Annotated in this window: 19 protein-coding genes and 1 pseudogene; 13 read left to right on the top strand and 7 right to left on the bottom strand. The window is 48.9% G+C overall.

All coding sequences use genetic code 11. The annotated features are described in order from the left end of the window. Window positions 1-6: 6 nt before the first annotated feature. A pseudogene (gene yjiT / locus G434_RS06480) lies at window positions 7-3,289 on the bottom strand (protein YjiT). 498 nt (window positions 3,290-3,787) lie between these two features. Then, on the bottom strand, window positions 3,788-3,952 hold the full coding sequence (locus G434_RS06490; protein WP_000394280.1) for a DUF1127 domain-containing protein: 165 nt from the start codon (window positions 3,950-3,952) through the stop codon (window positions 3,788-3,790). 176 nt (window positions 3,953-4,128) lie between these two features. Between G434_RS06490 and G434_RS06495 the strand changes: the two genes are divergently transcribed. Further along, window positions 4,129-5,541 carry an aminotransferase-like domain-containing protein gene (locus tag G434_RS06495; protein WP_000199300.1) on the top strand — a complete coding sequence of 471 codons (1,413 nt, stop codon included), beginning with the start codon at window positions 4,129-4,131 and terminating at the stop codon, window positions 5,539-5,541. Between the two features lie 243 nt (window positions 5,542-5,784). Here the strand turns inward: G434_RS06495 and G434_RS06500 are convergent, their stop codons facing one another. Then, complete coding sequence (locus tag G434_RS06500) at window positions 5,785-6,705, bottom strand: Rpn family recombination-promoting nuclease/putative transposase (RefSeq protein ID WP_000181202.1); 921 nt, start codon at window positions 6,703-6,705, stop codon at window positions 5,785-5,787. Window positions 6,706-7,183: 478 nt separating this feature from the next. Here G434_RS06500 and mdtM point away from each other — a divergent pair, with 478 nt between their 5' ends. The 7 genes from mdtM to G434_RS06535 all read left to right on the top strand — a co-directional run bounded on the left by mdtM (window position 7,184) and on the right by G434_RS06535 (window position 14,206). Then, on the top strand, window positions 7,184-8,416 hold the full coding sequence (gene mdtM, locus G434_RS06505) for a multidrug efflux MFS transporter MdtM (protein ID WP_001137036.1): 1,233 nt from the start codon (window positions 7,184-7,186) through the stop codon (window positions 8,414-8,416). A gap of 40 nt (window positions 8,417-8,456) precedes the next feature. After that, on the top strand, window positions 8,457-9,737 hold the full coding sequence (locus tag G434_RS06510) for a DUF445 domain-containing protein (protein WP_001037419.1): 1,281 nt from the start codon (window positions 8,457-8,459) through the stop codon (window positions 9,735-9,737). Window positions 9,738-9,852: 115 nt separating this feature from the next. After that, on the top strand, window positions 9,853-11,004 hold the full coding sequence (locus G434_RS06515; protein WP_001309191.1) for a double-cubane-cluster-containing anaerobic reductase: 1,152 nt from the start codon (window positions 9,853-9,855) through the stop codon (window positions 11,002-11,004). 9 nt (window positions 11,005-11,013) lie between these two features. Then, entirely contained in the window at window positions 11,014-11,781 is a 768-nt protein-coding gene (gene yjiL / locus G434_RS06520) for a putative 2-hydroxyacyl-CoA dehydratase activator YjiL (protein ID WP_000331745.1), read from the top strand. Continuing rightward, window positions 11,778-12,035 (top strand): putative Se/S carrier protein, encoded by a 258-nt coding sequence (locus G434_RS06525; RefSeq protein ID WP_000657675.1) that lies wholly within the window; start codon window positions 11,778-11,780, stop codon window positions 12,033-12,035. Before yjiL ends, G434_RS06525 begins: the two co-directional genes overlap by 4 nt. A gap of 64 nt (window positions 12,036-12,099) precedes the next feature. Continuing rightward, window positions 12,100-12,960, top strand: a complete 861-nt coding sequence (locus tag G434_RS06530; RefSeq protein WP_001318795.1) for an SdiA-regulated domain-containing protein — start codon at window positions 12,100-12,102, stop codon at window positions 12,958-12,960. 67 nt (window positions 12,961-13,027) lie between these two features. Beyond that, a complete protein-coding gene (locus tag G434_RS06535; protein ID WP_001141224.1) occupies window positions 13,028-14,206 on the top strand; it encodes an MFS transporter in 1,179 nt (392 codons plus the stop codon). A 12-nt stretch (window positions 14,207-14,218) separates the two neighbouring features. Here the strand turns inward: G434_RS06535 and kptA are convergent, their stop codons facing one another. Then, window positions 14,219-14,773 (bottom strand): RNA 2'-phosphotransferase, encoded by a 555-nt coding sequence (kptA, locus tag G434_RS06540; RefSeq protein WP_001151855.1) that lies wholly within the window; start codon window positions 14,771-14,773, stop codon window positions 14,219-14,221. A gap of 249 nt (window positions 14,774-15,022) precedes the next feature. On the opposite strand from kptA, the gene G434_RS06545 reads away from it, so the two are divergent. The 4 genes from G434_RS06545 (at window position 15,023) to hypT (ending at window position 18,325) form a co-directional block, all read left to right on the top strand. Continuing rightward, entirely contained in the window at window positions 15,023-15,706 is a 684-nt protein-coding gene (locus G434_RS06545; protein ID WP_001295597.1) for a nucleoside recognition domain-containing protein, read from the top strand. Then, complete coding sequence (locus tag G434_RS06550) at window positions 15,703-16,164, top strand: YjiG family protein (protein ID WP_000211971.1); 462 nt, start codon at window positions 15,703-15,705, stop codon at window positions 16,162-16,164. The genes G434_RS06545 and G434_RS06550 overlap by 4 nt, the downstream gene beginning before the upstream one ends. A 12-nt stretch (window positions 16,165-16,176) precedes the next feature. Next, on the top strand, window positions 16,177-17,349 hold the full coding sequence (gene iadA / locus G434_RS06555; RefSeq protein ID WP_000568432.1) for a beta-aspartyl-peptidase: 1,173 nt from the start codon (window positions 16,177-16,179) through the stop codon (window positions 17,347-17,349). 64 nt (window positions 17,350-17,413) lie between these two features. Continuing rightward, window positions 17,414-18,325, top strand: a complete 912-nt coding sequence (hypT, locus tag G434_RS06560; protein ID WP_000340740.1) for a hypochlorite stress DNA-binding transcriptional regulator HypT — start codon at window positions 17,414-17,416, stop codon at window positions 18,323-18,325. Here hypT and iraD read toward each other — a convergent pair. The 3 genes from iraD to ytiD form a co-directional block, all read right to left on the bottom strand. Further along, a complete protein-coding gene (gene iraD, locus G434_RS06565) occupies window positions 18,318-18,710 on the bottom strand; it encodes an anti-adapter protein IraD (protein ID WP_001309187.1) in 393 nt (130 codons plus the stop codon). The two genes, hypT and iraD, sit on opposite strands and share 8 nt — an antisense overlap. Then, window positions 18,707-18,790 carry an iraD leader peptide IdlP gene (gene idlP, locus G434_RS29980; protein WP_120795393.1) on the bottom strand — a complete coding sequence of 28 codons (84 nt, stop codon included), beginning with the start codon at window positions 18,788-18,790 and terminating at the stop codon, window positions 18,707-18,709. Before idlP ends, iraD begins: the two co-directional genes overlap by 4 nt. A 115-nt stretch (window positions 18,791-18,905) precedes the next feature. Next, on the bottom strand, window positions 18,906-19,049 hold the full coding sequence (ytiD, locus tag G434_RS30995) for a protein YtiD (protein WP_001301448.1): 144 nt from the start codon (window positions 19,047-19,049) through the stop codon (window positions 18,906-18,908). 333 nt (window positions 19,050-19,382) lie between these two features. Between ytiD and G434_RS06575 the strand changes: the two genes are divergently transcribed. Then, window positions 19,383-20,213, top strand: coding sequence for a YjfZ/YjiC family protein (locus G434_RS06575; RefSeq protein WP_000062552.1), 831 nt, complete (start codon window positions 19,383-19,385; stop codon window positions 20,211-20,213). Window positions 20,214-20,340: the final 127 nt, after the last annotated feature.

Below are 20,340 nucleotides of genomic sequence, written 5' to 3'. Positions count from 1 at the left end.
TCCTTTTTATTTTTTAGCAACATAACGCAACAGGCTGCACTGGAAGATGGCCTTAAACCAGCGGGAATCGAAATCCCTGACTTGCCTCAGGAAAAATACGGCACCGGGTTTACGGTCAAATACAGATTCAAAAGAAGCATTTCCGCTTGCCACAGCTGCAGCGAAGACGGGTAACAAGGCCACGGAATAGCGGTGATTTGCGTCAGGATTAATACCAATCACTGGATTTTTTTGTGATGCCATCCAGCTATGCAGCCGCTTGCTGCCGTACTCTGGCCATTGAGCTTCACTATGCTCACGTAAAAGCTCCTGATACCACACGTGGACAAAAGACTCAGGAATAGACGGGGGGAAATGTCCGTTACTTAACCATTTCTCAATTTCATCGGCATATGTCGGGAACACGAGCCCCAGCCGTTGAAACATATTAGTAACCAGTAATTTCTGGGTTTCCTCCGGTGCACCTTTTTGGCTCAGGAACAATTTGAAACGCTCAGATGCCGCTTTGATCTCAAAGATGGGGAAAAACTCCCATAGAATAGGGAACTCATTCTCAATACGACTCAGGTACTCTGCTGACATTTCAAATTTGAAGAGCGACATTGCCAATGCCTGCGGATGCTGCACCAGTGCACGCCATACTTCAAAGGTTGCCAGTGGTAAATAACCAAATTGATCGTACAGGCTACGCATAAATTGCCAGCCGGAATGGGCAGGATCGTTAGCCATCTGTCCGAGAACCAGTGTGATGGTATTAACTTCTGCCTGTGGATTAAAAAGCTGGGTCGCTTTCTGCAATGAGCGGATGTTGCTTTCTTCTACCGGTAACGAAGATTCGCCACGAATGAAGCAGGGACGAAAAGCCATCTCTTCACCCGGTTTAGGGACAACCAACCACGGTCCATTTTTGTTAACGATTGAGCTCAACTCATATTCACCGACAGGCACTCCCTCGCTCATTCTTGATGCTAAGGGGATGGATTTCCTCTCGGGTTCACTTAACAGCATGATAACGGGGGAAGGAATCTGTCCAGCACGATGGTTCACTGACTGGCTGAGTAATAGTTCTTTTTCATAATCATAGCGCAGACTGTATTTATAGCGACGAATTTGCCAGGCCATGACCACACCCGCCCCCGTAATACGCATCTCAACAACCTGGTCAATACCTGCCTCAAGTGAAATCAGGTTCTCAATATGTTCGCGCAGACTATAGAGATTCAATTCAACAGGACGATCGCTCAACGCCGTATAACACCATTCGTGCCATGCCTGTAATCCACTAACGGAGCGCAAATGCAACTGCAATGTATATCTTGTCGGCTCGCCATTTCTGGAGAACAGAAACGCTCTGGAACCCAGCAGATCATGCAGCGTAATGTTTTTATCCAGAGGACGTCCGTTTACATCAAGAGCGAGACAGCCTTTAGCGGGAAAAGGTAACTCAATATCGATGGGGTCAGCCGCCAAATTAGGCAGAACTTGTAATGTAATAAATGCCGGAGGTACCCCTTCCGCTTTGAGTTGTATCTCTGTTCGCCCCTCAGTACGCTTACGTGTAGCCTCCAATGTTTTATCTTTAAGTTTTGCTACACAAGGATGCTGTGTGGTGATTACGATAGTGCCTTCATTTGCGTGTATTCCACCTTTTATCTCAATACTGAAATCAGCAGGCAAAATACCGATTTTGCGACGCAAGAGCGTTTCATTCTTACTATTACGGATAGAAAGATATTGAGCCCCCAGCATCTCTTGTATATGACATTGCTCAATTGAAATTCCGCTCAGGTAACGCGTTACATCAATGCTTTGAATATCCGGTAGTGTAGAAATGACTTTTGGTACACCAATAAATGTTTCATCTGGATGACAAACCCAGCTTGCACGCTTTCCATTTAGAGCAAACCTTCCGATGCTGATTTGTTCTCTTCCGGTGCGAATCCGATAAGTTTCATTTGCTGTAACTGTAACGTCCTGACATCCCTTCACAGGTAGTGCTTTTAGTCCTAATACGTTTACTGCCCTCGATTGGCCATCAAAACCAGCAACATTGCTATTATCCCGAGGGAGCACAATCAGAACATCGCTGCTTCGCACACTGCAAGAAGCCTGTCCCTGTAACAGCCATTGATCTGCATCAACGATGAAGGTTAACGGCACCTCACCAATGGCAATTTCACTGTCATCAAGTTTAATGCTCCCAACAATCATCCCTCCAGCACGAGCCACTAACGACAAACCTGCCGATGGATTTTGCCTGCCAAATCTCACTTCGCTTTTACGTAATCGAACTGTTGCCTGTCTGTTTTCCAGAGAAGCATAGGCTGGCCCAAGGCCAGAGACTTCCTCACCATCTTCACAAATGGCAAGTTCAAAGCGCGTAGTTGACGGCTCGCTTGTTACAGGAAAGGAAACTTCGTCCGGAAGAGATACTATCACCCTAAGCTCATCTGGATGCTTTTCTGACCAATAGAATTGGCAACGCGTACTCTTATTTTTTTGTAGTCGAGGCTTAGCCTCTACAGAGGCTGCGCATAGCAGTCCATTCAAAAAATGCGTTCCTGTTTCATCATCTAACGGTATTGGAAACTCGCTTCGCCAGGTAGGGTGAACCTTCTCAAGCTGTTGTACTGGTTCTTTGTGATTTATTAGGTTGTGAGTAAGTACTAAGGAATTGAGGTTATCAGCCATATGACTCTACAGAGGTATCTTCGCTAAAAACAGTTGGCAGCGCTGATTTTTCTATGACAGCTCTTGCCAGCGAAAGGGCAGAAAAACCTGACTGCTTTGCTTGCTCATATTGTCCAAGGATCCTGGAGAAAACAGCCAGAAAGCGACTGTCTGATTCTTTGAGTAGCCGGAAAGGTAAACCACCTTCACTGAATAATGTTCCGAGAAAATTGCGTCGTTCAGATTCATAAAATCGAATTGGGCGCAGCCAGTAATCTTCCATCCCTTTCGGTACGATAGTACCAAGCTCTGTGGCGGTGAATGAAATCCCTATTTTTTTATATATAGGGTCCCACGTCCATCCGCATTGCCGTTCATAATCCCTGCGGTACCACTCAGAGCAAAAAAGAACAAAACAGGCAGCAAAGTCCCTATTACATATATTAGATTGTGATTGACCGACTGCACGGAGTAGCTGCGTTAATTGGGTATATTCATCATTGGTTGCATGATATTCATAAAGAGGACGGCCATCCGGTTGTCTCAACCCTCTAAGATTCACAAAGTTACTTAGCCAGGAAGTACATTTTACCCATGAAATGTATTCTGATTGACCCAAAGCAAGCTCCTTAGAGATAAAAGATACAAAAACAAAACCCCACAACATTTCTAATTTGAAAGAAAACCTTTCAGAATATTGTATAGTTACTCAGGCGGCAACAACTATTTTTTCAGGTCGATACTATAAATCAATTTTAGATAAAAATGATATCAACCATCTATTAATCACAACTCATTTATCACCTGATTTTATAATTTCAAATGAAAATAAATCTCAAACAATCAAAAAGTATTCAGTAGCTGACATTTAACTTTCCAGGGTATAAAACAATTAGAGAAACTGCACAATAGCGAATAATGAGAGTTGTAAAGTCAGTCAAAAAACACAAGTAATCACTGTGCGTTTTTTGACCGTTATCGACATGAGTTTAAAGAGGTTAGTGAAGAAGATATTCCTGTACACTCCATACCTATTGATGAATTGTCTCGGGAAAATTTTTATAACTTAATTTAAAAACATAAAAACGTTTTATTATATATAAATCTATATCCCCCCTCACTCCACATCCTCCCTGCGTAACCCGATATCCTTCAACCGCTCATCACTCATCTGCTGTAACACGCGTCGGGTCTGCATTTGCCGCCGCCAACGCCTCACCGCCTGCCAGAGTTGCACCAAGCCGATAAACGGCGCTTTAGCTCTGTTTTCGTGAAATTCCATCTGCTACCTCCTCATCTTTCAGAGGCTTCATCATCCACCTTCTGGCAGTTCACAATACAGATTCAAATATTACTTTTATTTAACATACAGACAGGTTAAAACAGCATCTGCATCCGGTTTTTTAGCCTCATCTGTACCGGTTTTTCTCTCTGTATGGTCCACATAAGGAATACAGCATGACGCGTTATCAACATCTGGCGACTCTGCTTGCCGAACGGATTGAGCAAGGGCTGTATCGTCACGGGGAGAAATTGCCGTCGGTGCGCAGCTTAAGTCAGGAGCACGGCGTCAGTATCAGCACCGTGCAGCAGGCGTATCAGACGCTGGAGACGATGAAGCTCATCACTCCGCAGCCGCGTTCGGGTTATTTTGTCGCACAACGTAAAGCCCAGCCGCCAGTACCGCCGATGACGCGTCCGGTGCAGCGCCCGGTGGAAATTACCCAGTGGGATCAGGTGCTGGATATGCTGGAGGCGCATAGCGACAGTTCCATTGTTCCGTTAAGCAAAAGCACACCGGATGTCGAAGCGCCCAGCCTGAAACCGCTGTGGCGGGAGCTAAGCCGGGTGGTGCAGCATAATCTGCAAACCGTTCTCGGTTATGACTTGTTAGCCGGTCAGCGAGTATTGCGAGAGCAGATTGCCCGCCTGATGCTCGACAGCGGCTCGGTGGTCACCGCCGATGACATCATCATCACCAGCGGCTGCCATAACTCGATGTCGCTGGCGTTAATGGCAGTGTGTAAACCGGGCGATATTGTCGCGGTCGAATCCCCCTGTTATTACGGTTCGATGCAGATGCTGCGCGGCATGGGCGTGAAAGTGATTGAAATCCCAACCGATCCAGAAACTGGCATCAGCGTTGAAGCGCTGGAACTGGCGCTGGAACAGTGGCCGATTAAAGGCATCATTCTGGTGCCAAACTGTAATAATCCGCTGGGATTTATTATGCCGGACGCGCGCAAACGGGCCGTTCTCTCTCTCGCTCAGCGTCATGATATTGTGATTTTTGAAGATGATGTCTATGGCGAACTGGCGACGGAGTATCCGCGCCCGCGGACCATTCATTCCTGGGATATCGACGGGCGAGTGCTGTTGTGCAGCTCGTTCAGTAAAAGTATTGCACCAGGCCTGCGCGTGGGTTGGGTCGCACCGGGGCGTTATCACGATAAACTGATGCATATGAAATACGCCATCAGCAGCTTTAATGTGCCGTCCACGCAAATGGCGGCGGCAACGTTTGTGCTGGAAGGTCACTATCATCGCCATATCCGGCGGATGCGGCAGATCTATCAGCGCAATTTGGCGCTTTATACCTGCTGGATACGGGAATATTTTCCCTGCGAAATCTGTATTACGCGCCCGAAAGGCGGATTTTTACTGTGGATAGAATTGCCTGAACAGGTCGATATGGTCTGCGTCGCGCGGCAGCTGTGCCGCATGAAAATCCAGGTGGCGGCAGGCTCGATTTTCTCAGCTTCCGGCAAATACCGTAATTGTCTGCGCATCAACTGCGCTTTGCCGCTCAGCGAAACCTATCGCGAAGCACTGAAGCAAATTGGCGAGGCCGTGTATCGGGCAATGGAATAAATTCGAAATAGCGGCGAAGCGCCTGATTTCCTCTCATGCATAACCTGTGACTCGTTTTATCTTTGCTGGGTCATCGCCACGTTCCAGCCTGAATTAAGCAAAGTACGCTTTGTTCATGCCGGATGCCATGTGAACGCCTGACCAGGTCTACAAAAATCTTTAAAGTTCAATATATTTAATGGGTTATGTAGACCTGATAAGCATAGCGCATCAGGCTGCTTTGCGTTTGTCATCCGTCTCTGATTAACTCTTGAGCCATGAATAGCGCTCACGCTCAGGCAAGGGCTGCCTTAATGCCTGCATTTGCTCTGCCGAAAGTCCGGTAATCTTTTGTATCCATTCAGGATCCGCCCCATTCTGCAACAACAATCGAAGAATGCGCTGCTCCCCTTTTATATATCCATCATTATGAATTCGCTCTGCAATCGTCATTATTCGCTCCCTGTGTTGTGGCATTCGACGGGTAAGTTCACTGATAAACTCATTAAAACGCGCTTCATCGCCAGTCAGTAAAATGTAATTTAACAGCGCAGTTATCTGGCTGTCATTAGCACACTCTGTAACCAGTAATACTACCAGTTGATCGATAAGCCCCATCAGATCGCGCTGGCGAATATGCTTTTGGATCAACTCCAACAGGGCGACTCTGCGATGCTGCACAATCTCGTCGTCTGGCACGACAGTAACATCCACCAGCGGGAACGCGGCGTTATAAAGCTTCCGTGCGGTAGTCGGGTCGGCAAATTCGTCCAGCCAGCACAGGGACCAGGGGTAAGGACTACGGCTACCGTGATAAAATAGCATCGGGATGACCAACGGTAGCGGCTGGCGTTTATCATGCTCTATATGGCGCTGCATCACCGCCATGGAATAGCGCATCAGGCGAAAGGCCATATGAATGTCCTCGCGGCTCTGATGTTCAATCACCACATAGATATAGCCATCGCCTTCGCGGGTCTTTACCGACCATAAAATATCGGAGTGTAGCGCCCGCAATTTTTCATCGACAAAGCTGGCGGATTCCAGTTTTAAGCTATCGAGATCGCACAGTTCACGTAAATCTTTAGGTAAATGAATCTCCATAAAATCCCGCGCAGTGTCAGGGTGCGTGAGAAAGGTTTTAAATAATGCATCATGCGGCGTGCTGGTCGTGAAGTTTGTCATGGCGATCCATCACCTGTTGAAAAAGATGGCCTGACTTTAGCGACTAACAAAACCATTCTCACCCGGCAATTTCCCATTCCCCGAGGCGCTTTCCAGGCTATTTTTATTCTTCTGCAAACGATACATTTTTCCGGAAACAAGCTCGCGTTTTACATGTCCTGTACCCGGCAGATATTCCCCTTTCCACCGCGCTCTTTTGATTAACCGCAAATTTTAATTACACTTAAGGTGTATATTTTCTATGCAACCCATCAATTCAAGAGGTGTAATGTGCTGATGACTATTTGTAATCGTTATACATTCTGACCCGAAGTCAGAAAGTATTTCTCTGTCTGTGTGTTCACAGGCAGTGTGGTTGATTACATGAAATTCAGTACATTTGCAGTCTCGTTGCCCTTCTCACCTGCCTTTCGTCATTACCGACGGTATTGAATTTCGTTTTCCCCGTTGGGGTTCTCCGGACAAGGAGTTGTTTGTTATGCCACGTTTTTTTACCCGCCATGCCGCCACGCTGTTTTTCCCGATGGCGTTGATTTTGTATGACTTTGCTGCGTATCTGTCGACGGATCTGATCCAGCCTGGGATCATTAATGTGGTACGTGATTTTAATGCCGATGTCAGTCTGGCCCCTGCTGCCGTCAGTCTCTATCTTGCTGGCGGTATGGCGTTACAGTGGCTGCTGGGGCCGCTTTCCGACAGAATTGGCCGCAGGCCGGTGCTGATTACCGGGGCGCTAATTTTTACCCTTGCCTGCGCCGCGACAATGTTCACAACGTCTATGACACAGTTTCTTATCGCGCGTGCAATTCAGGGCACCAGTATCTGTTTTATTGCCACCGTTGGTTATGTCACGGTGCAGGAGGCGTTCGGACAGACAAAAGGGATCAAGTTGATGGCGATTATCACCTCCATCGTACTGATTGCGCCGATTATCGGCCCGCTTTCCGGCGCAGCTCTGATGCACTTTATGCACTGGAAAGTCCTTTTTGCCATCATTGCGGTTATGGGTTTTATCTCATTTGTTGGCTTACTGTTGGCGATGCCAGAGACGGTGAAGCGCGGCGCGGTTCCGTTTAGCGCCAAAAGCGTCTTGCGCGATTTTCGTAATGTCTTTTGCAATCGGCTGTTCCTCTTTGGCGCAGCAACCATCTCTTTAAGCTATATCCCGATGATGAGCTGGGTGGCTGTCTCGCCGGTGATCCTTATCGATGCAGGCAGCTTAACAACTTCGCAGTTCGCCTGGACACAGGTTCCGGTGTTCGGCGCGGTGATTGTTGCGAATGCCATCGTGGCGCGTTTTGTTAAAGATCCGACCGAACCGCGGTTTATCTGGCGTGCCGTACCCATTCAACTGGTCGGCCTCTCGCTGTTGATTGTCGGCAATCTGCTGTCGCCGCACGTCTGGCTGTGGTCGGTGCTGGGCACCAGTCTGTATGCTTTCGGGATTGGTTTGATTTTCCCGACCTTATTCCGCTTTACGCTGTTTTCCAATAAGTTACCGAAAGGGACCGTCTCCGCATCGCTAAATATGGTGATCCTGATGGTGATGTCGGTCTCGGTCGAAATCGGCCGCTGGCTATGGTTTAACGGCGGTCGCTTGCCGTTTCATCTGTTAGCCGTTGTGGCGGGCGTTATCGTCGTTTTCACCCTGGCGGGATTGCTCAATCGCGTGCGCCAGCATCAGGCAGCCGAGCTAGTGGAGGAGCAGTGATTTTTGCGCGATCCGGCCGTCAGGCTCTATTCTTAACGTTATGAATAAACTCATCGAACTCAGACGCGCCAAAAGGTTGGCGCTCTCTTTACTGCTTATCGCCGCTGCTACCTTTGTCGTTACGCTGTTTTTGCCGCCCAATTTTTGGGTGAGCGGCGTGAAGGCGATTGCTGAAGCGGCGATGGTCGGCGCGCTGGCGGACTGGTTTGCGGTGGTGGCGCTGTTTCGCCGCGTGCCGATTCCGATCATTTCTCGCCATACGGCGATTATCCCGCGTAATAAAGACCGGATTGGCGAAAATCTCGGCCAGTTCGTGCAGGAAAAATTTCTTGATACTCAATCCCTGGTGGCATTGATTCGACGCCACGAACCGGCGTTGCTGATTGGCAACTGGTTTAGCCAGCCAGAAAACGCCCGCCGCGTTGGTCAGCATCTGTTGCAGATCATGAGCGGTTTTCTCGAACTTACCGATGATGCGCGTATTCAGCGCCTGCTTAAGCGCGCGGTCCATCGGGCGATTGATAAGGTCGATCTTTCCGGCACCAGTGCGTTGATGCTGGAGAGTATGACCAAAAACGATCGTCATCAGGTGCTGCTGGATACGCTGATCGCACAGTTGATCGCCCTTCTCCAGCGCGATAAATCGCGCAAGTTTATCGCCCAGCAAATTGTTCGCTGGCTGGAGAGCGAGCATCCACTGAAAGCCAAAATTCTCCCCACCGAATGGTTGGGCGAACATAGCGCGGAGTTGGTTTCTGACGCGGTGAATTCTTTGCTTGATGATATTAGTCGCGATCGTGCGCATCAGATCCGCCATGCGTTTGATCGCGCCACCTTCGCCCTGATCGACAAGCTGAAAAACGATCCGGAAATGGCAGCGCGAGCCGATGCCGTAAAAAGCTATCTGAAAGAAGATGAAGCTTTTAATCGCTATCTCAGTGAATTGTGGGGGGATTTACGGGAATGGCTGAAAGTGGATATCAACAGTGAAGATTCTCGTGTGAAAGAACGCATCGCACGAGCGGGTCAATGGTTTGGCGAAACGTTAATTGCCGATGATGCCTTGCGGGCGTCGTTAAATGGTCATCTTGAACAAGCCGCGCACCGCGTCGCGCCTGAGTTTTCCGCATTCCTGACGCGCCACATCAGCGATACGGTAAAAAGCTGGGATGCGCGGGATATGTCGCGGCAAATAGAGTTAAATATCGGCAAAGATCTGCAGTTTATTCGTGTCAACGGTACGCTGGTTGGCGGTTGTATTGGGCTAATTTTATATTTGCTGTCGCAGCTCCCGGCCTTGTTCCCCCTCGGCAATTTTTAGAAATCCATGAAAAACTAAGTGGCTAACCGCGAGAGAGATCAAATAAACCATACTAAAAGAATGGTAATAATGTGGCCTCTTTTCATTATCTCCCGTGGTACGGGGAAGGAAAATCATGTCACTTGTCACCGATCTACCCGCCATTTTCGATCAGTTCTCTGAAGCTCGCCAGACAGGCTTTCTCACCGTCATGGATCTCAAGGAGCGCGGCATTCCGCTGGTTGGCACTTACTGCACCTTTATGCCGCAAGAGATCCCGATGGCAGCCGGTGCGGTTGTGGTTTCGCTCTGTTCCACCTCTGATGAAACCATTGAAGAAGCGGAGAAAGATCTGCCGCGCAACCTCTGCCCGCTGATTAAAAGCAGCTACGGCTTCGGCAAAACCGATAAATGCCCCTACTTCTACTTTTCGGATCTGGTGGTCGGTGAAACCACCTGCGACGGCAAAAAGAAAATGTATGAATACATGGCGGAGTTTAAGCCTGTTCATGTGATGCAATTGCCCAACAGCGTTAAGGACGATGCCTCGCGTGCGTTATGGAAAGCCGAGATGCTGCGCTTGCAAAAAACGGTAGAAGAACGTTTTGGGCACGAGATTAGCGAAGATGTTCTGCGCGATGCCATTGCGCTGAAAAACCGCGAACGTCGCGCACTGGCTAATTTTTATCATCTTGGGCAGTTAAATCCTCCGGCGCTTAGCGGCAGCGACATTCTGAAAGTGGTTTACGGCGCAACCTTCCGGTTCGATAAAGAGGCGTTGATCAATGAACTGGATGCAATGACCGCCCGCGTTCGTCAGCAGTGGGAAGAAGGCCAGCGACTGGACCCGCGTCCGCGCATTTTAATCACCGGCTGCCCGATTGGCGGCGCAGCAGAAAAAGTGGTGCGCGCGATTGAAGAGAATGGCGGCTGGGTTGTCGGTTATGAAAACTGCACCGGGGCGAAAGCGACCGAGCAATGCGTGGCAGAAACGGGCGATGTCTACGACGCGCTGGCGGATAAATATCTGGCGATTGGCTGCTCCTGTGTTTCGCCGAACGATCAGCGCCTGAAAATGCTCAGCCAGATGGTGGAGGAATATCAGGTCGATGGCGTAGTTGATGTGATTTTGCAGGCGTGCCATACCTACGCGGTGGAATCGCTGGCGATTAAACGTCATGTGCGCCAGCAGCACAACATTCCTTATATCGCTATTGAAACAGACTACTCCACCTCGGATGTCGGGCAGCTCAGTACCCGTGTCGCGGCCTTTATTGAGATGCTGTAAGGAGTGGCAGTGGCATATTCGATTGGCATTGATTCCGGCTCAACCGCCACCAAAGGGATCTTACTGGCAGACGGCGTGATTACGCGCCGTTTCCTCGTTCCAACCCCCTTTCGCCCGGCAACAGCAATTACTGAAGCCTGGGAAACTCTGCGCGAAGGGTTAGAGACAACGCCGTTTCTGACGCTCACCGGCTACGGGCGGCAACTGGTGGATTTTGCCGATAAACAGGTAACGGAAATCTCCTGTCACGGGCTGGGCGCACGGTTTCTTGCGCCAGCAACGCGCGCGGTAATCGACATCGGTGGCCAGGACAGCAAAGTGATTCAGCTTGATGATGACGGTAACCTGTGCGATTTCCTGATGAATGACAAATGCGCGGCGGGCACCGGGCGTTTCCTGGAGGTGATCTCGCGCACGCTTGGCACCAGCGTCGAGCAACTCGACAGCATTACCGAAAATGTCACGCCGCACGCCATCACGAGTATGTGCACAGTGTTTGCTGAATCAGAAGCGATCAGCCTGCGCTCAGCGGGCGTCGCGCCAGAAGCGATTCTCGCCGGAGTGATTAACGCGATGGCGCGGAGGAGTGCCAATTTCATTGCTCGTCTCTCCTGTGAAGCGCCGATTCTGTTTACTGGTGGCGTTAGTCATTGCCAGAAGTTTGCCCGGATGCTGGAATCTCACCTGCGAATGCCGGTAAATACCCATCCTGATGCGCAATTTGCTGGCGCAATTGGCGCGGCGGTAATTGGTCAACGAGTGAGGACACGCCGATGAAAGAGTTTTTATTTTTATTTCACTCCACGGTCGGCGTCATACAAACCCGCAAAGCGTTGCAGGCAGCGGGCATGACTTTTCGCGTCAGCGATATTCCCCGTGATTTACGCGGCGGCTGCGGGTTATGCATTTGGCTGACCTGTCCCCCCGGCGAGGAAATACAATGGGTGATCCCTGGGCTGACTGAGTCAATTTATTGCCAGCAGGATGGTGTCTGGCGCTGCATTGCACATTACGGGGTTTCTCCGCGTTAAGGATTCATTAAGGTCGCTACGTATACTTCTCGATATCTTATTGATTTGCCTTAAAGGGATTACCGTGACAAAAAGTATTTCGTTAAGTAAACGCATCTCCGTTATTGTGATTCTTTTTGCCATTGTGGCAGTGTGTACTTTCTTCGTGCAATCTTGCGCCCGTAAAAGCAATCATGCAGCATCATTTCAGAATTACCACGCCACCATTGACGGCAAAGAAATTGCAGGCATAACGAATAATATCTCTTCGCTGACCTGGTCGGCACAAAGCAATACTCTTTTTAGCACTATCAACAAACCTGCCGCCATTGTTGAAATGACCACCAATGGTGATTTTATCCGCACAATTCCTCTGGATTTTGTTAAGGATCTCGAGACGATCGAATACATTGGCGATAATCAGTTTGTCATTAGCGATGAGCGCGATTACGCCATTTATGTGATTTCACTGACCCCAAACTCGGAAGTAAAAATCCTCAAAAAAATAAAAATCCCGCTGCAAGACTCCCCAACCAATTGCGGTTTTGAAGGGTTGGCTTATTCTCGCCAGGATCACACTTTCTGGTTTTTTAAAGAGAAAAATCCGATTGAGGTCTACAAAGTTAACGGGCTGTTAAGTAGCAATGAATTACACATCAGCAAAGACGAGGCACTACAACGGCAATTTACTTTAGATGATGTGTCCGGCGCAGAATTTAACCAGCAAAAAAATACGCTTCTGGTGCTGTCTCATGAATCTCGCGCACTCCAGGAAGTAACCCTGGTTGGCGAGGTTATCGGTGAAATGTCACTAACCAAAGGCAGTCGAGGTTTGTCGCATAACATCAAACAGGCCGAAGGGGTTGCGATGGATGCCTCTGGTAATATTTATATCGTTAGCGAACCAAATCGTTTTTATCGCTTTACCCCTCAATCATCGCATTAACAGGCTGGCATGCTTCACCTTTTTGTTATTAACTTGTTAACAACAAAAATGACAAACAAGGTTAAACATGCCTTCGTCCACGCATCCCGTAGAACGCTTTTCTTTCAGCACCGCGCTTTTCGGGATGCTGGTTCTGACCTTAGGTATGGGTTTAGGCCGCTTCCTTTATACGCCTATGTTGCCCGTCATGATGGCGGAAGGATCGTTTTCATTTAGCCAGCTCTCGTGGATTGCCAGCGGCAACTATGCGGGGTATCTGGCTGGCAGTCTGCTATTTTCTTTTGGCGCATTTCACCAGCCATCGCGCCTGCGCCCATTTCTGTTGGCTTCTGCCCTGGCGAGCGGGTTGTTGATCCTCGCAATGGCATGGTTGCCGCCATTTATTCTGGTGTTATTGATTCGCGTCCTGGCGGGTGTCGCCAGCGCCGGTATGCTGATTTTTGGTTCGACGCTGATTATGCAGCACACGCGCCATCCTTTTGTGCTGGCAGCTTTGTTTTCTGGCGTTGGCATTGGCATCGCACTGGGCAATGAATATGTTCTGGCAGGCCTGCATTTTGACCTCTCCTCGCAAACGTTATGGCAAGGCGCCGGGGCGCTTTCTGGCATGATGCTGATTGCACTTACGCTTTTAATGCCCTCGAAAAAACACGCCATCACAACAATGCCATTGGCAAAAACGGAGCAACAGATAATGAGCTGGTGGTTACTGGCTATTCTGTACGGCCTGGCGGGATTTGGTTATATCATCGTCGCGACTTACCTGCCGCTCATGGCGAAAGATGCAGGCTCACCATTGTTAACCGCCCATCTCTGGACGTTAGTCGGCTTATCAATTGTGCCTGGTTGCTTTGGCTGGCTATGGGCAGCAAAACGTTGGGGGGCTTTGCCCTGCCTGACGGCGAATTTGCTGGTGCAGGCTATCTGTGTGCTGCTTACTCTCGCCAGCGACTCGCCTCTCTTGCTTATCATCAGCAGTCTTGGTTTTGGCGGTACCTTTATGGGCACGACATCTCTGGTGATGACTATCGCCCGCCAACTGAGCGTACCGGGAAATCTCAATCTTTTAGGCTTTGTGACGCTCATTTACGGCATTGGGCAAATCCTCGGCCCGGCGCTGACCAGTATGCTCAGCAATGGAACATCGGCGCTTGCCAGCGCCACTCTCTGCGGCGCGGCGGCGTTGTTTATTGCTGCGCTTATCAGCACAGTGCAATTATTTAAGCTACAAGTGGTCACTTCATGAGGGAAGTTTCCCTTACCACTCAAGAAACTCAACCGCAACCGTTGATGTCAGCCAGACCCCGTTTTCCGCTTGCCAGAAAGGGAGGCCTCGTTTCGCCATTTCCTGTGCTTTGACGGTTAAAATAACCGGCGATCCGTGTCTTGCTCCCACTTTGCGTGCCGTTGCTTCATCAGCAGAGAGATGTACGTAGTGACGCTCACCTGCAATCAGCCCCTGTTTTTTTATCTCGTCAAGGAAACGGCTTGCCGTACCGTGGTAGAGAAACTGTGGCGGTGTTTTTTCGGCAAAGGAAATAGCGACCTGCGAAGTCGAATGCCCCTGAACCGCGCGGATGCACCTACCATCACTGGAATAACTAAAACGCTTTTTATCGCTGGTGGCAACCACAGTATCCAGCAATGCACGGGTTAACCGCTTGCCCGCTTTTTGGGCACAAAGTATGAGCTTATCGATATCCGCCCATCCTTCACGGTCCAGTACGATACCAATCGCCTCCGGTTTGTGTCGGAGGACAAAACTTAAAAACTTGCTCGTATCCGCCAGCTCTTTTTCGTTGTACTTTGCCATCTCGTTTTCGTCCCTGGATTTTCTGTTTTTATTTACTGATGTCATTGTCACTTGGTTTATGAATTTTCTGCAACTCAATCCTGCGCAGAGCCTTTTCCACACAGCGTAATTTTTCCGCTATGCAAAAAACGCATAGCCAGAAACATACTTGCATTTTCCCCATACCCACATGGCTGATAAGGTTTTTCAGTTCCAGGAATTTTCCTGGCTCAAGCAACACACAAACACAAAAAAACAATGGGGATTGTTATGACACAACAAGGGGATGCTGTAGCCGGGGAGCTGGCGACAGAAAAAGTGGGCATTAAAGGGTATCTGGCCTTTTTTCTCACCATAATCTTTTTTTCCGGTGTTTTTTCCGGAACAGACAGCTGGTGGCGCGTTTTTGATTTTTCCGTTCTGAACGGATCGTTTGGGCAACTGCCTGGTGCGAACGGAGCCACCACCTCATTTCGCGGCGCGGGTGGCGCGGGGGCTAAAGATGGCTTTCTCTTTGCGCTGGAGCTGGCACCGTCAGTCATTCTCTCTCTGGGGATTATTTCAATTACCGATGGTCTTGGTGGATTACGCGCCGCGCAGCAGTTAATGACACCTGTGCTAAAACCGTTGTTGGGCATTCCAGGGATCTGCTCGCTGGCGCTGATCGCTAACCTGCAAAACACCGATGCCGCCGCCGGTATGACCAAAGAGCTGGCGCAGGAAGGTGAAATTACCGAACGCGATAAAGTGATTTTCGCCGCATATCAAACCAGCGGTAGCGCCATCATCACCAACTACTTCTCTTCCGGCGTCGCGGTGTTTGCCTTTCTGGGCACGTCCGTAATCGTACCTTTAGCCGTCATCCTGGTGTTTAAATTTGTCGGAGCCAACATTTTGCGCGTCTGGCTTAACTTCGAAGAACGTCGCAACCCAACGCAAGGAGCGCAAGCATGACAACTCAGGTCCGCAAAAACGTCATGGATATGTTTATCGATGGCGCGCGCCGTGGCTTTACTATCGCCACGACCAACCTGCTGCCAAACGTGGTGATGGCGTTTGTCATCATTCAGGCGCTGAAAATTACCGGCCTGCTCGACTGGGTGGGGCATATCTGTGAACCCGTAATGGCGCTGTGGGGATTACCCGGTGAAGCGGCAACCGTCCTTTTAGCCGCATTAATGAGTATGGGTGGCGCAGTCGGTGTTGCCGCCAGTCTGGCAACCGCTGGCGCATTAACCGGTCACGATGTCACCGTTTTACTGCCCGCGATGTATTTAATGGGCAACCCGGTGCAAAATGTCGGTCGCTGCCTGGGGACAGCCGAAGTGAATGCCAAATATTACCCGCATATCATTACGGTCTGCGTGATTAACGCATTGCTGTCGATCTGGGTTATGCAGCTTATTGTTTAACAAGGAGTTACCATGATTGATTATACCGCAGCCGGTTTTACCCTGCTGCAGGGAGCGCATTTGTATGCGCCGGAAGATCGGGGAATTTGCGATGTCCTCGTCGCTAACGGCAAAATTATCGCCGTTGCCAGCAATATCCCTTCTGACATTGTACCGAACTGCACGGTTGTCGATCTCAGTGGGCAGATCCTCTGCCCAGGTTTTATTGATCAACACGTCCATTTGATTGGCGGTGGCGGCGAAGCAGGTCCCACGACGCGCACGCCGGAAGTGGCGCTAAGTCGCCTGACGGAAGCGGGCGTCACGTCAGTGGTTGGTCTGCTGGGCACCGACTCTATCTCTCGCCACCCGGAATCCCTGCTCGCCAAGACCCGTGCGCTCAATGAAGAAGGCATCAGCGCCTGGATGCTGACCGGCGCTTATCATGTCCCTTCCCGCACCATTACGGGTTCCGTGGAAAAAGACGTGGCGATTATCGATCGTGTGATTGGCGTGAAATGCGCCATCTCTGATCACCGTTCTGCCGCACCGGACGTTTATCACCTGGCCAATATGGCGGCAGAATCCCGCGTTGGCGGTTTGCTCGGCGGTAAACCTGGCGTCACCGTGTTCCACATGGGCGACAGTAAAAAGGCGTTACAGCCTATTTATGACCTGCTGGAAAACTGCGATGTGCCGATCAGCAAGCTGCTGCCGACCCACGTTAACCGCAACGTACCGTTGTTTGAGCAGGCGCTGGAGTTCGCGCGCAAAGGCGGCACCATCGATATCACCAGCAGCATTGACGAACCGGTCGCCCCTGCCGAAGGTATTGCCCGCGCCGTTCAGGCGGGTATTCCGCTGGCACGCGTCACCCTCAGCTCCGACGGCAACGGTAGCCAGCCGTTCTTCGATGACGAAGGGAATTTAACCCATATCGGTGTTGCCGGTTTTGAAACGTTGCTGGAAACCGTGCAGGTGCTGGTCAAAGACTATGATTTCAGTATCAGCGATGCCCTGCGCCCGCTCACCAGTAGCGTAGCCGGTTTCCTTAACCTGACCGGGAAAGGCGAAATTCTGCCAGGCAATGATGCTGACTTGCTGGTCATGACGCCAGAACTGCGCATTGAGCAGGTATACGCTCGCGGCAAACTGATGGTCAAAGACGGCAAAGCCTGCGTGAAAGGAACGTTTGAAACGGCTTAAACGGTTGTCAGCCGCCCGAATGGACGTAGAATGCCCGCAAGGGCGGCTGACAGAGTAAAACGTAATGGATGACTGTGGTGCGATTTTGCATAATATTGAAACCAAATGGCTTTATGATTTTCTGACCCTGGAAAAATGCCGCAATTTTTCCCAGGCGGCAGTCAGTCGCAACGTCTCGCAACCGGCATTCAGCCGCCGCATCCGTGCGCTGGAACAGGCGATTGGTGTTGAATTGTTTAACCGCCAGGTAACGCCGCTGCAACTCTCAGAACAAGGGAAAATCTTCCATTCGCAGATCCGCCATCTGTTGCAACAGTTAGAGAGCAATCTGGCAGAGCTGCGTGGCGGCAGCGATTACGCGCAACGAAAAATCAAGATAGCCGCTGCACACTCTCTTTCCCTCGGGCTGTTACCGTCCATTATCAGCCAGATGCCGCCGCTCTTTACCTGGGCAATTGAAGCTATTGATGTCGATGAAGCGGTCGATAAACTGCGTGAAGGGCAAAGTGACTGTATTTTTTCCTTTCACGACGAAGATTTGCTGGAAGCGCCGTTTGACCACATTCGCTTATTTGAATCTCAATTGTTCCCTGTCTGCGCCAGTGACGAACACGGAGAAGCACTTTTTAACCTCGCGCAGCCACACTTTCCGTTACTGAATTACAGCCGCAACTCCTACATGGGGCGATTGATTAATCGCACCCTGACGCGCCACAGTGAGTTAAGTTTCAGCACCTTTTTTGTCTCTTCGATGAGCGAGCTTTTAAAGCAGGTTGCCCTCGACGGCTGTGGGATTGCCTGGCTGCCGGAGTACGCCATCCAACAAGAAATTCGCAGCGGGAAGCTCGTTGTACTGAATCGGGACGAACTGGTGATCCCGATTCAGGCCTATGCATACCGGATGAATACCCGCATGAATCCCGTTGCCGAACGCTTCTGGCGTGAACTGCGCGAGCTGGAGATTGTGCTTAGCTGACATTCTCCAGCGTCGCACTGCGCCAACCGCCATTATCCCAGACCAGATCAAACGTTAGCGGTTCATCGTCGTGGTACAGCATTATCTCAAGGCTGATCGCCAGAGTGTGGCAGTACGCTTCTTTCAAATTAACCTGCAACGCCGCAATCCGTGGCTCATGAAATAACAGTGCAGAACGCAGCTGACGGCAATACCAGCTCTGGAGATGTTTGTCGCTCGGGTTATGCACTTGCCACTCGGGCATGCCTGAAACAAGTAATGACGGTAATGCCGAATGAGGAGAATTAAAAAGAGTGAGGAGATCGCTGCATACCGATTTACGCAGCGATGACGTTTTATTGCCTGAAATTTCAGGTAAAACAGCCTGAAGTGATTGTCGCATCATTTTGCGCACTCCTGACGTTTAGCAACATATGCGGCTTGCCCTGAACACCGGGCACCACTGTATTGATGCTCATTTTCCATAGCCATTCCCTTTTGTTCATTACATCCATGTCAGTCTGAGACAGGCCTGAATCCTGTCAGCAAAGTATAAAACCTTACTTGCCTATGAATATCTACTGACTTTTCAGGAAAAAAGTCATGATTTGATAAAAATCATCAAACTCAAAAAAAAACCGCTAGTATATTCTGAATATTCCGAATAGTTACGTAGATGAAAATACTTGTCACCGCTGCTACTTAATTCCGGTGGGAAATTATTTATTTCCGCATAATCAGCCATGTATTATTTGAAACAATTAGTTTGTAAATAATATAAATTGATAACATATCAAATACATCAAAAATACCATTCACAGGCATTATTAATATAGACCTCAATATAGCAACATCAAATTCCAATTAGTAATAAGATATGCTTTTAAATTGCATGCAAATAATTTTAAATGAGCGTTTTTTGATACTTTAGAGTGTTTCCTACCCTTTAATATCACCGTGTAGAGTTGATATCACTACAACAGAAACATGCATGTCATTTGTTTACTTCTCTTTTTACTACAGAAAAATTTATCTATTTTTCTAAACATCAGTGAAATACTCATAAAAGGTAACTATTATGTCTATGCCATTAAGCAATGCCCTTCAGAGTCAAATTATTACAGATGCTCACTTCCTTCATCACCCAATAGTCGACAGTGAGTTTACACGTAAATTAAAATATGCACGCATGGATTCGGAAAACATCTATCTTCCGCCTCTTACTCGTGGCAATAACCATAATTACGATGGAAAAAGCGTTGTCGAAATTAGAAAACTTGATATTAGTAAAGAGCCTTGGCCATTTAATTATGTGACAGGAGCATGCAGAGAATCCGATGGTATTACAACAACAGGACGTATGCTCTATCGGAACTTGAAAATCACCTCAGCTTTAGACGAAATATATGGTGGCATATGTAAAAAGGCGCATGCTACCACAGAGTTAGCAGAAGGTTTACGGCTAAATTTATTTATGAAGAGCCCTTTCGATCCTGTTGAGGACTATACAGTTCATGAAATAACATTAGGCCCTGGTTGCAATGTTCCTGGTTATGCCGGAACCACGATAGGATATATTTCAACCCTTCCAGCTTCTCAGGCAAAAAGATGGACCAATGAGCAGCCAAGGATTGATATCTATATTGATCAGATAATGACGGTAACAGGGGTAGCAAATTCTTCCGGATTCGCCCTTGCCGCATTACTTAATGCTAATATTGAGTTGGGTAATGACCCAATAATTGGTATAGAAGCCTATCCCGGTACCGCGGAGATCCATGCAAAAATGGGATATAAAGTTATCCCGGGTGATGAAAATGCACCACTCAAACGTATGACTCTGCAACCGTCATCTCTTCCAGAACTGTTTGAATTAAAAAATGGTGAATGGAATTATATTGGTAAATAACTACCAGGAAGAATGAGTACTAACATTCAGGTTATACAGATAGCTAAACAATACCCTGCAATTTACAAAGTAATACTCATTGCGACTTCTTAATTTAAGAAAGCGCAAGGAACGTTTACCCTTGCGC

This window comes from Escherichia sp. KTE172, assembly GCF_000408845.1.
In the GTDB taxonomy this organism is placed as follows: Bacteria; Pseudomonadota; Gammaproteobacteria; order Enterobacterales; family Enterobacteriaceae; genus Escherichia; species Escherichia coli.
Note: the sequence above shows the minus strand (reverse complement) of the source record. Positions and strands in the feature narration are given on the sequence as shown.

Coding starts and splice junctions, on each gene's coding strand:
- G434_RS06575 (WP_000062552.1), top strand. CDS start 19,383: ATGTCTATGCCATTAAGCAATGCCCTTCAGAGTCAAATTATTACAGAT.
- G434_RS06535 (WP_001141224.1), top strand. CDS start 13,028: ATGCCTTCGTCCACGCATCCCGTAGAACGCTTTTCTTTCAGCACCGCG.
- G434_RS06515 (WP_001309191.1), top strand. CDS start 9,853: ATGTCACTTGTCACCGATCTACCCGCCATTTTCGATCAGTTCTCTGAA.
- G434_RS06525 (WP_000657675.1), top strand. CDS start 11,778: ATGAAAGAGTTTTTATTTTTATTTCACTCCACGGTCGGCGTCATACAA.
- G434_RS06490 (WP_000394280.1), bottom strand. CDS start 3,952: ATGGAATTTCACGAAAACAGAGCTAAAGCGCCGTTTATCGGCTTGGTG.
- iadA (WP_000568432.1), top strand. CDS start 16,177: ATGATTGATTATACCGCAGCCGGTTTTACCCTGCTGCAGGGAGCGCAT.
- hypT (WP_000340740.1), top strand. CDS start 17,414: ATGGATGACTGTGGTGCGATTTTGCATAATATTGAAACCAAATGGCTT.
- iraD (WP_001309187.1), bottom strand. CDS start 18,710: ATGATGCGACAATCACTTCAGGCTGTTTTACCTGAAATTTCAGGCAAT.
- idlP (WP_120795393.1), bottom strand. CDS start 18,790: ATGGAAAATGAGCATCAATACAGTGGTGCCCGGTGTTCAGGGCAAGCC.
- G434_RS06500 (WP_000181202.1), bottom strand. CDS start 6,705: ATGACAAACTTCACGACCAGCACGCCGCATGATGCATTATTTAAAACC.
- G434_RS06495 (WP_000199300.1), top strand. CDS start 4,129: ATGACGCGTTATCAACATCTGGCGACTCTGCTTGCCGAACGGATTGAG.
- G434_RS06510 (WP_001037419.1), top strand. CDS start 8,457: ATGAATAAACTCATCGAACTCAGACGCGCCAAAAGGTTGGCGCTCTCT.
- ytiD (WP_001301448.1), bottom strand. CDS start 19,049: ATGGCTGATTATGCGGAAATAAATAATTTCCCACCGGAATTAAGTAGC.
- kptA (WP_001151855.1), bottom strand. CDS start 14,773: ATGGCAAAGTACAACGAAAAAGAGCTGGCGGATACGAGCAAGTTTTTA.
- G434_RS06545 (WP_001295597.1), top strand. CDS start 15,023: ATGACACAACAAGGGGATGCTGTAGCCGGGGAGCTGGCGACAGAAAAA.
- mdtM (WP_001137036.1), top strand. CDS start 7,184: ATGCCACGTTTTTTTACCCGCCATGCCGCCACGCTGTTTTTCCCGATG.
- G434_RS06550 (WP_000211971.1), top strand. CDS start 15,703: ATGACAACTCAGGTCCGCAAAAACGTCATGGATATGTTTATCGATGGC.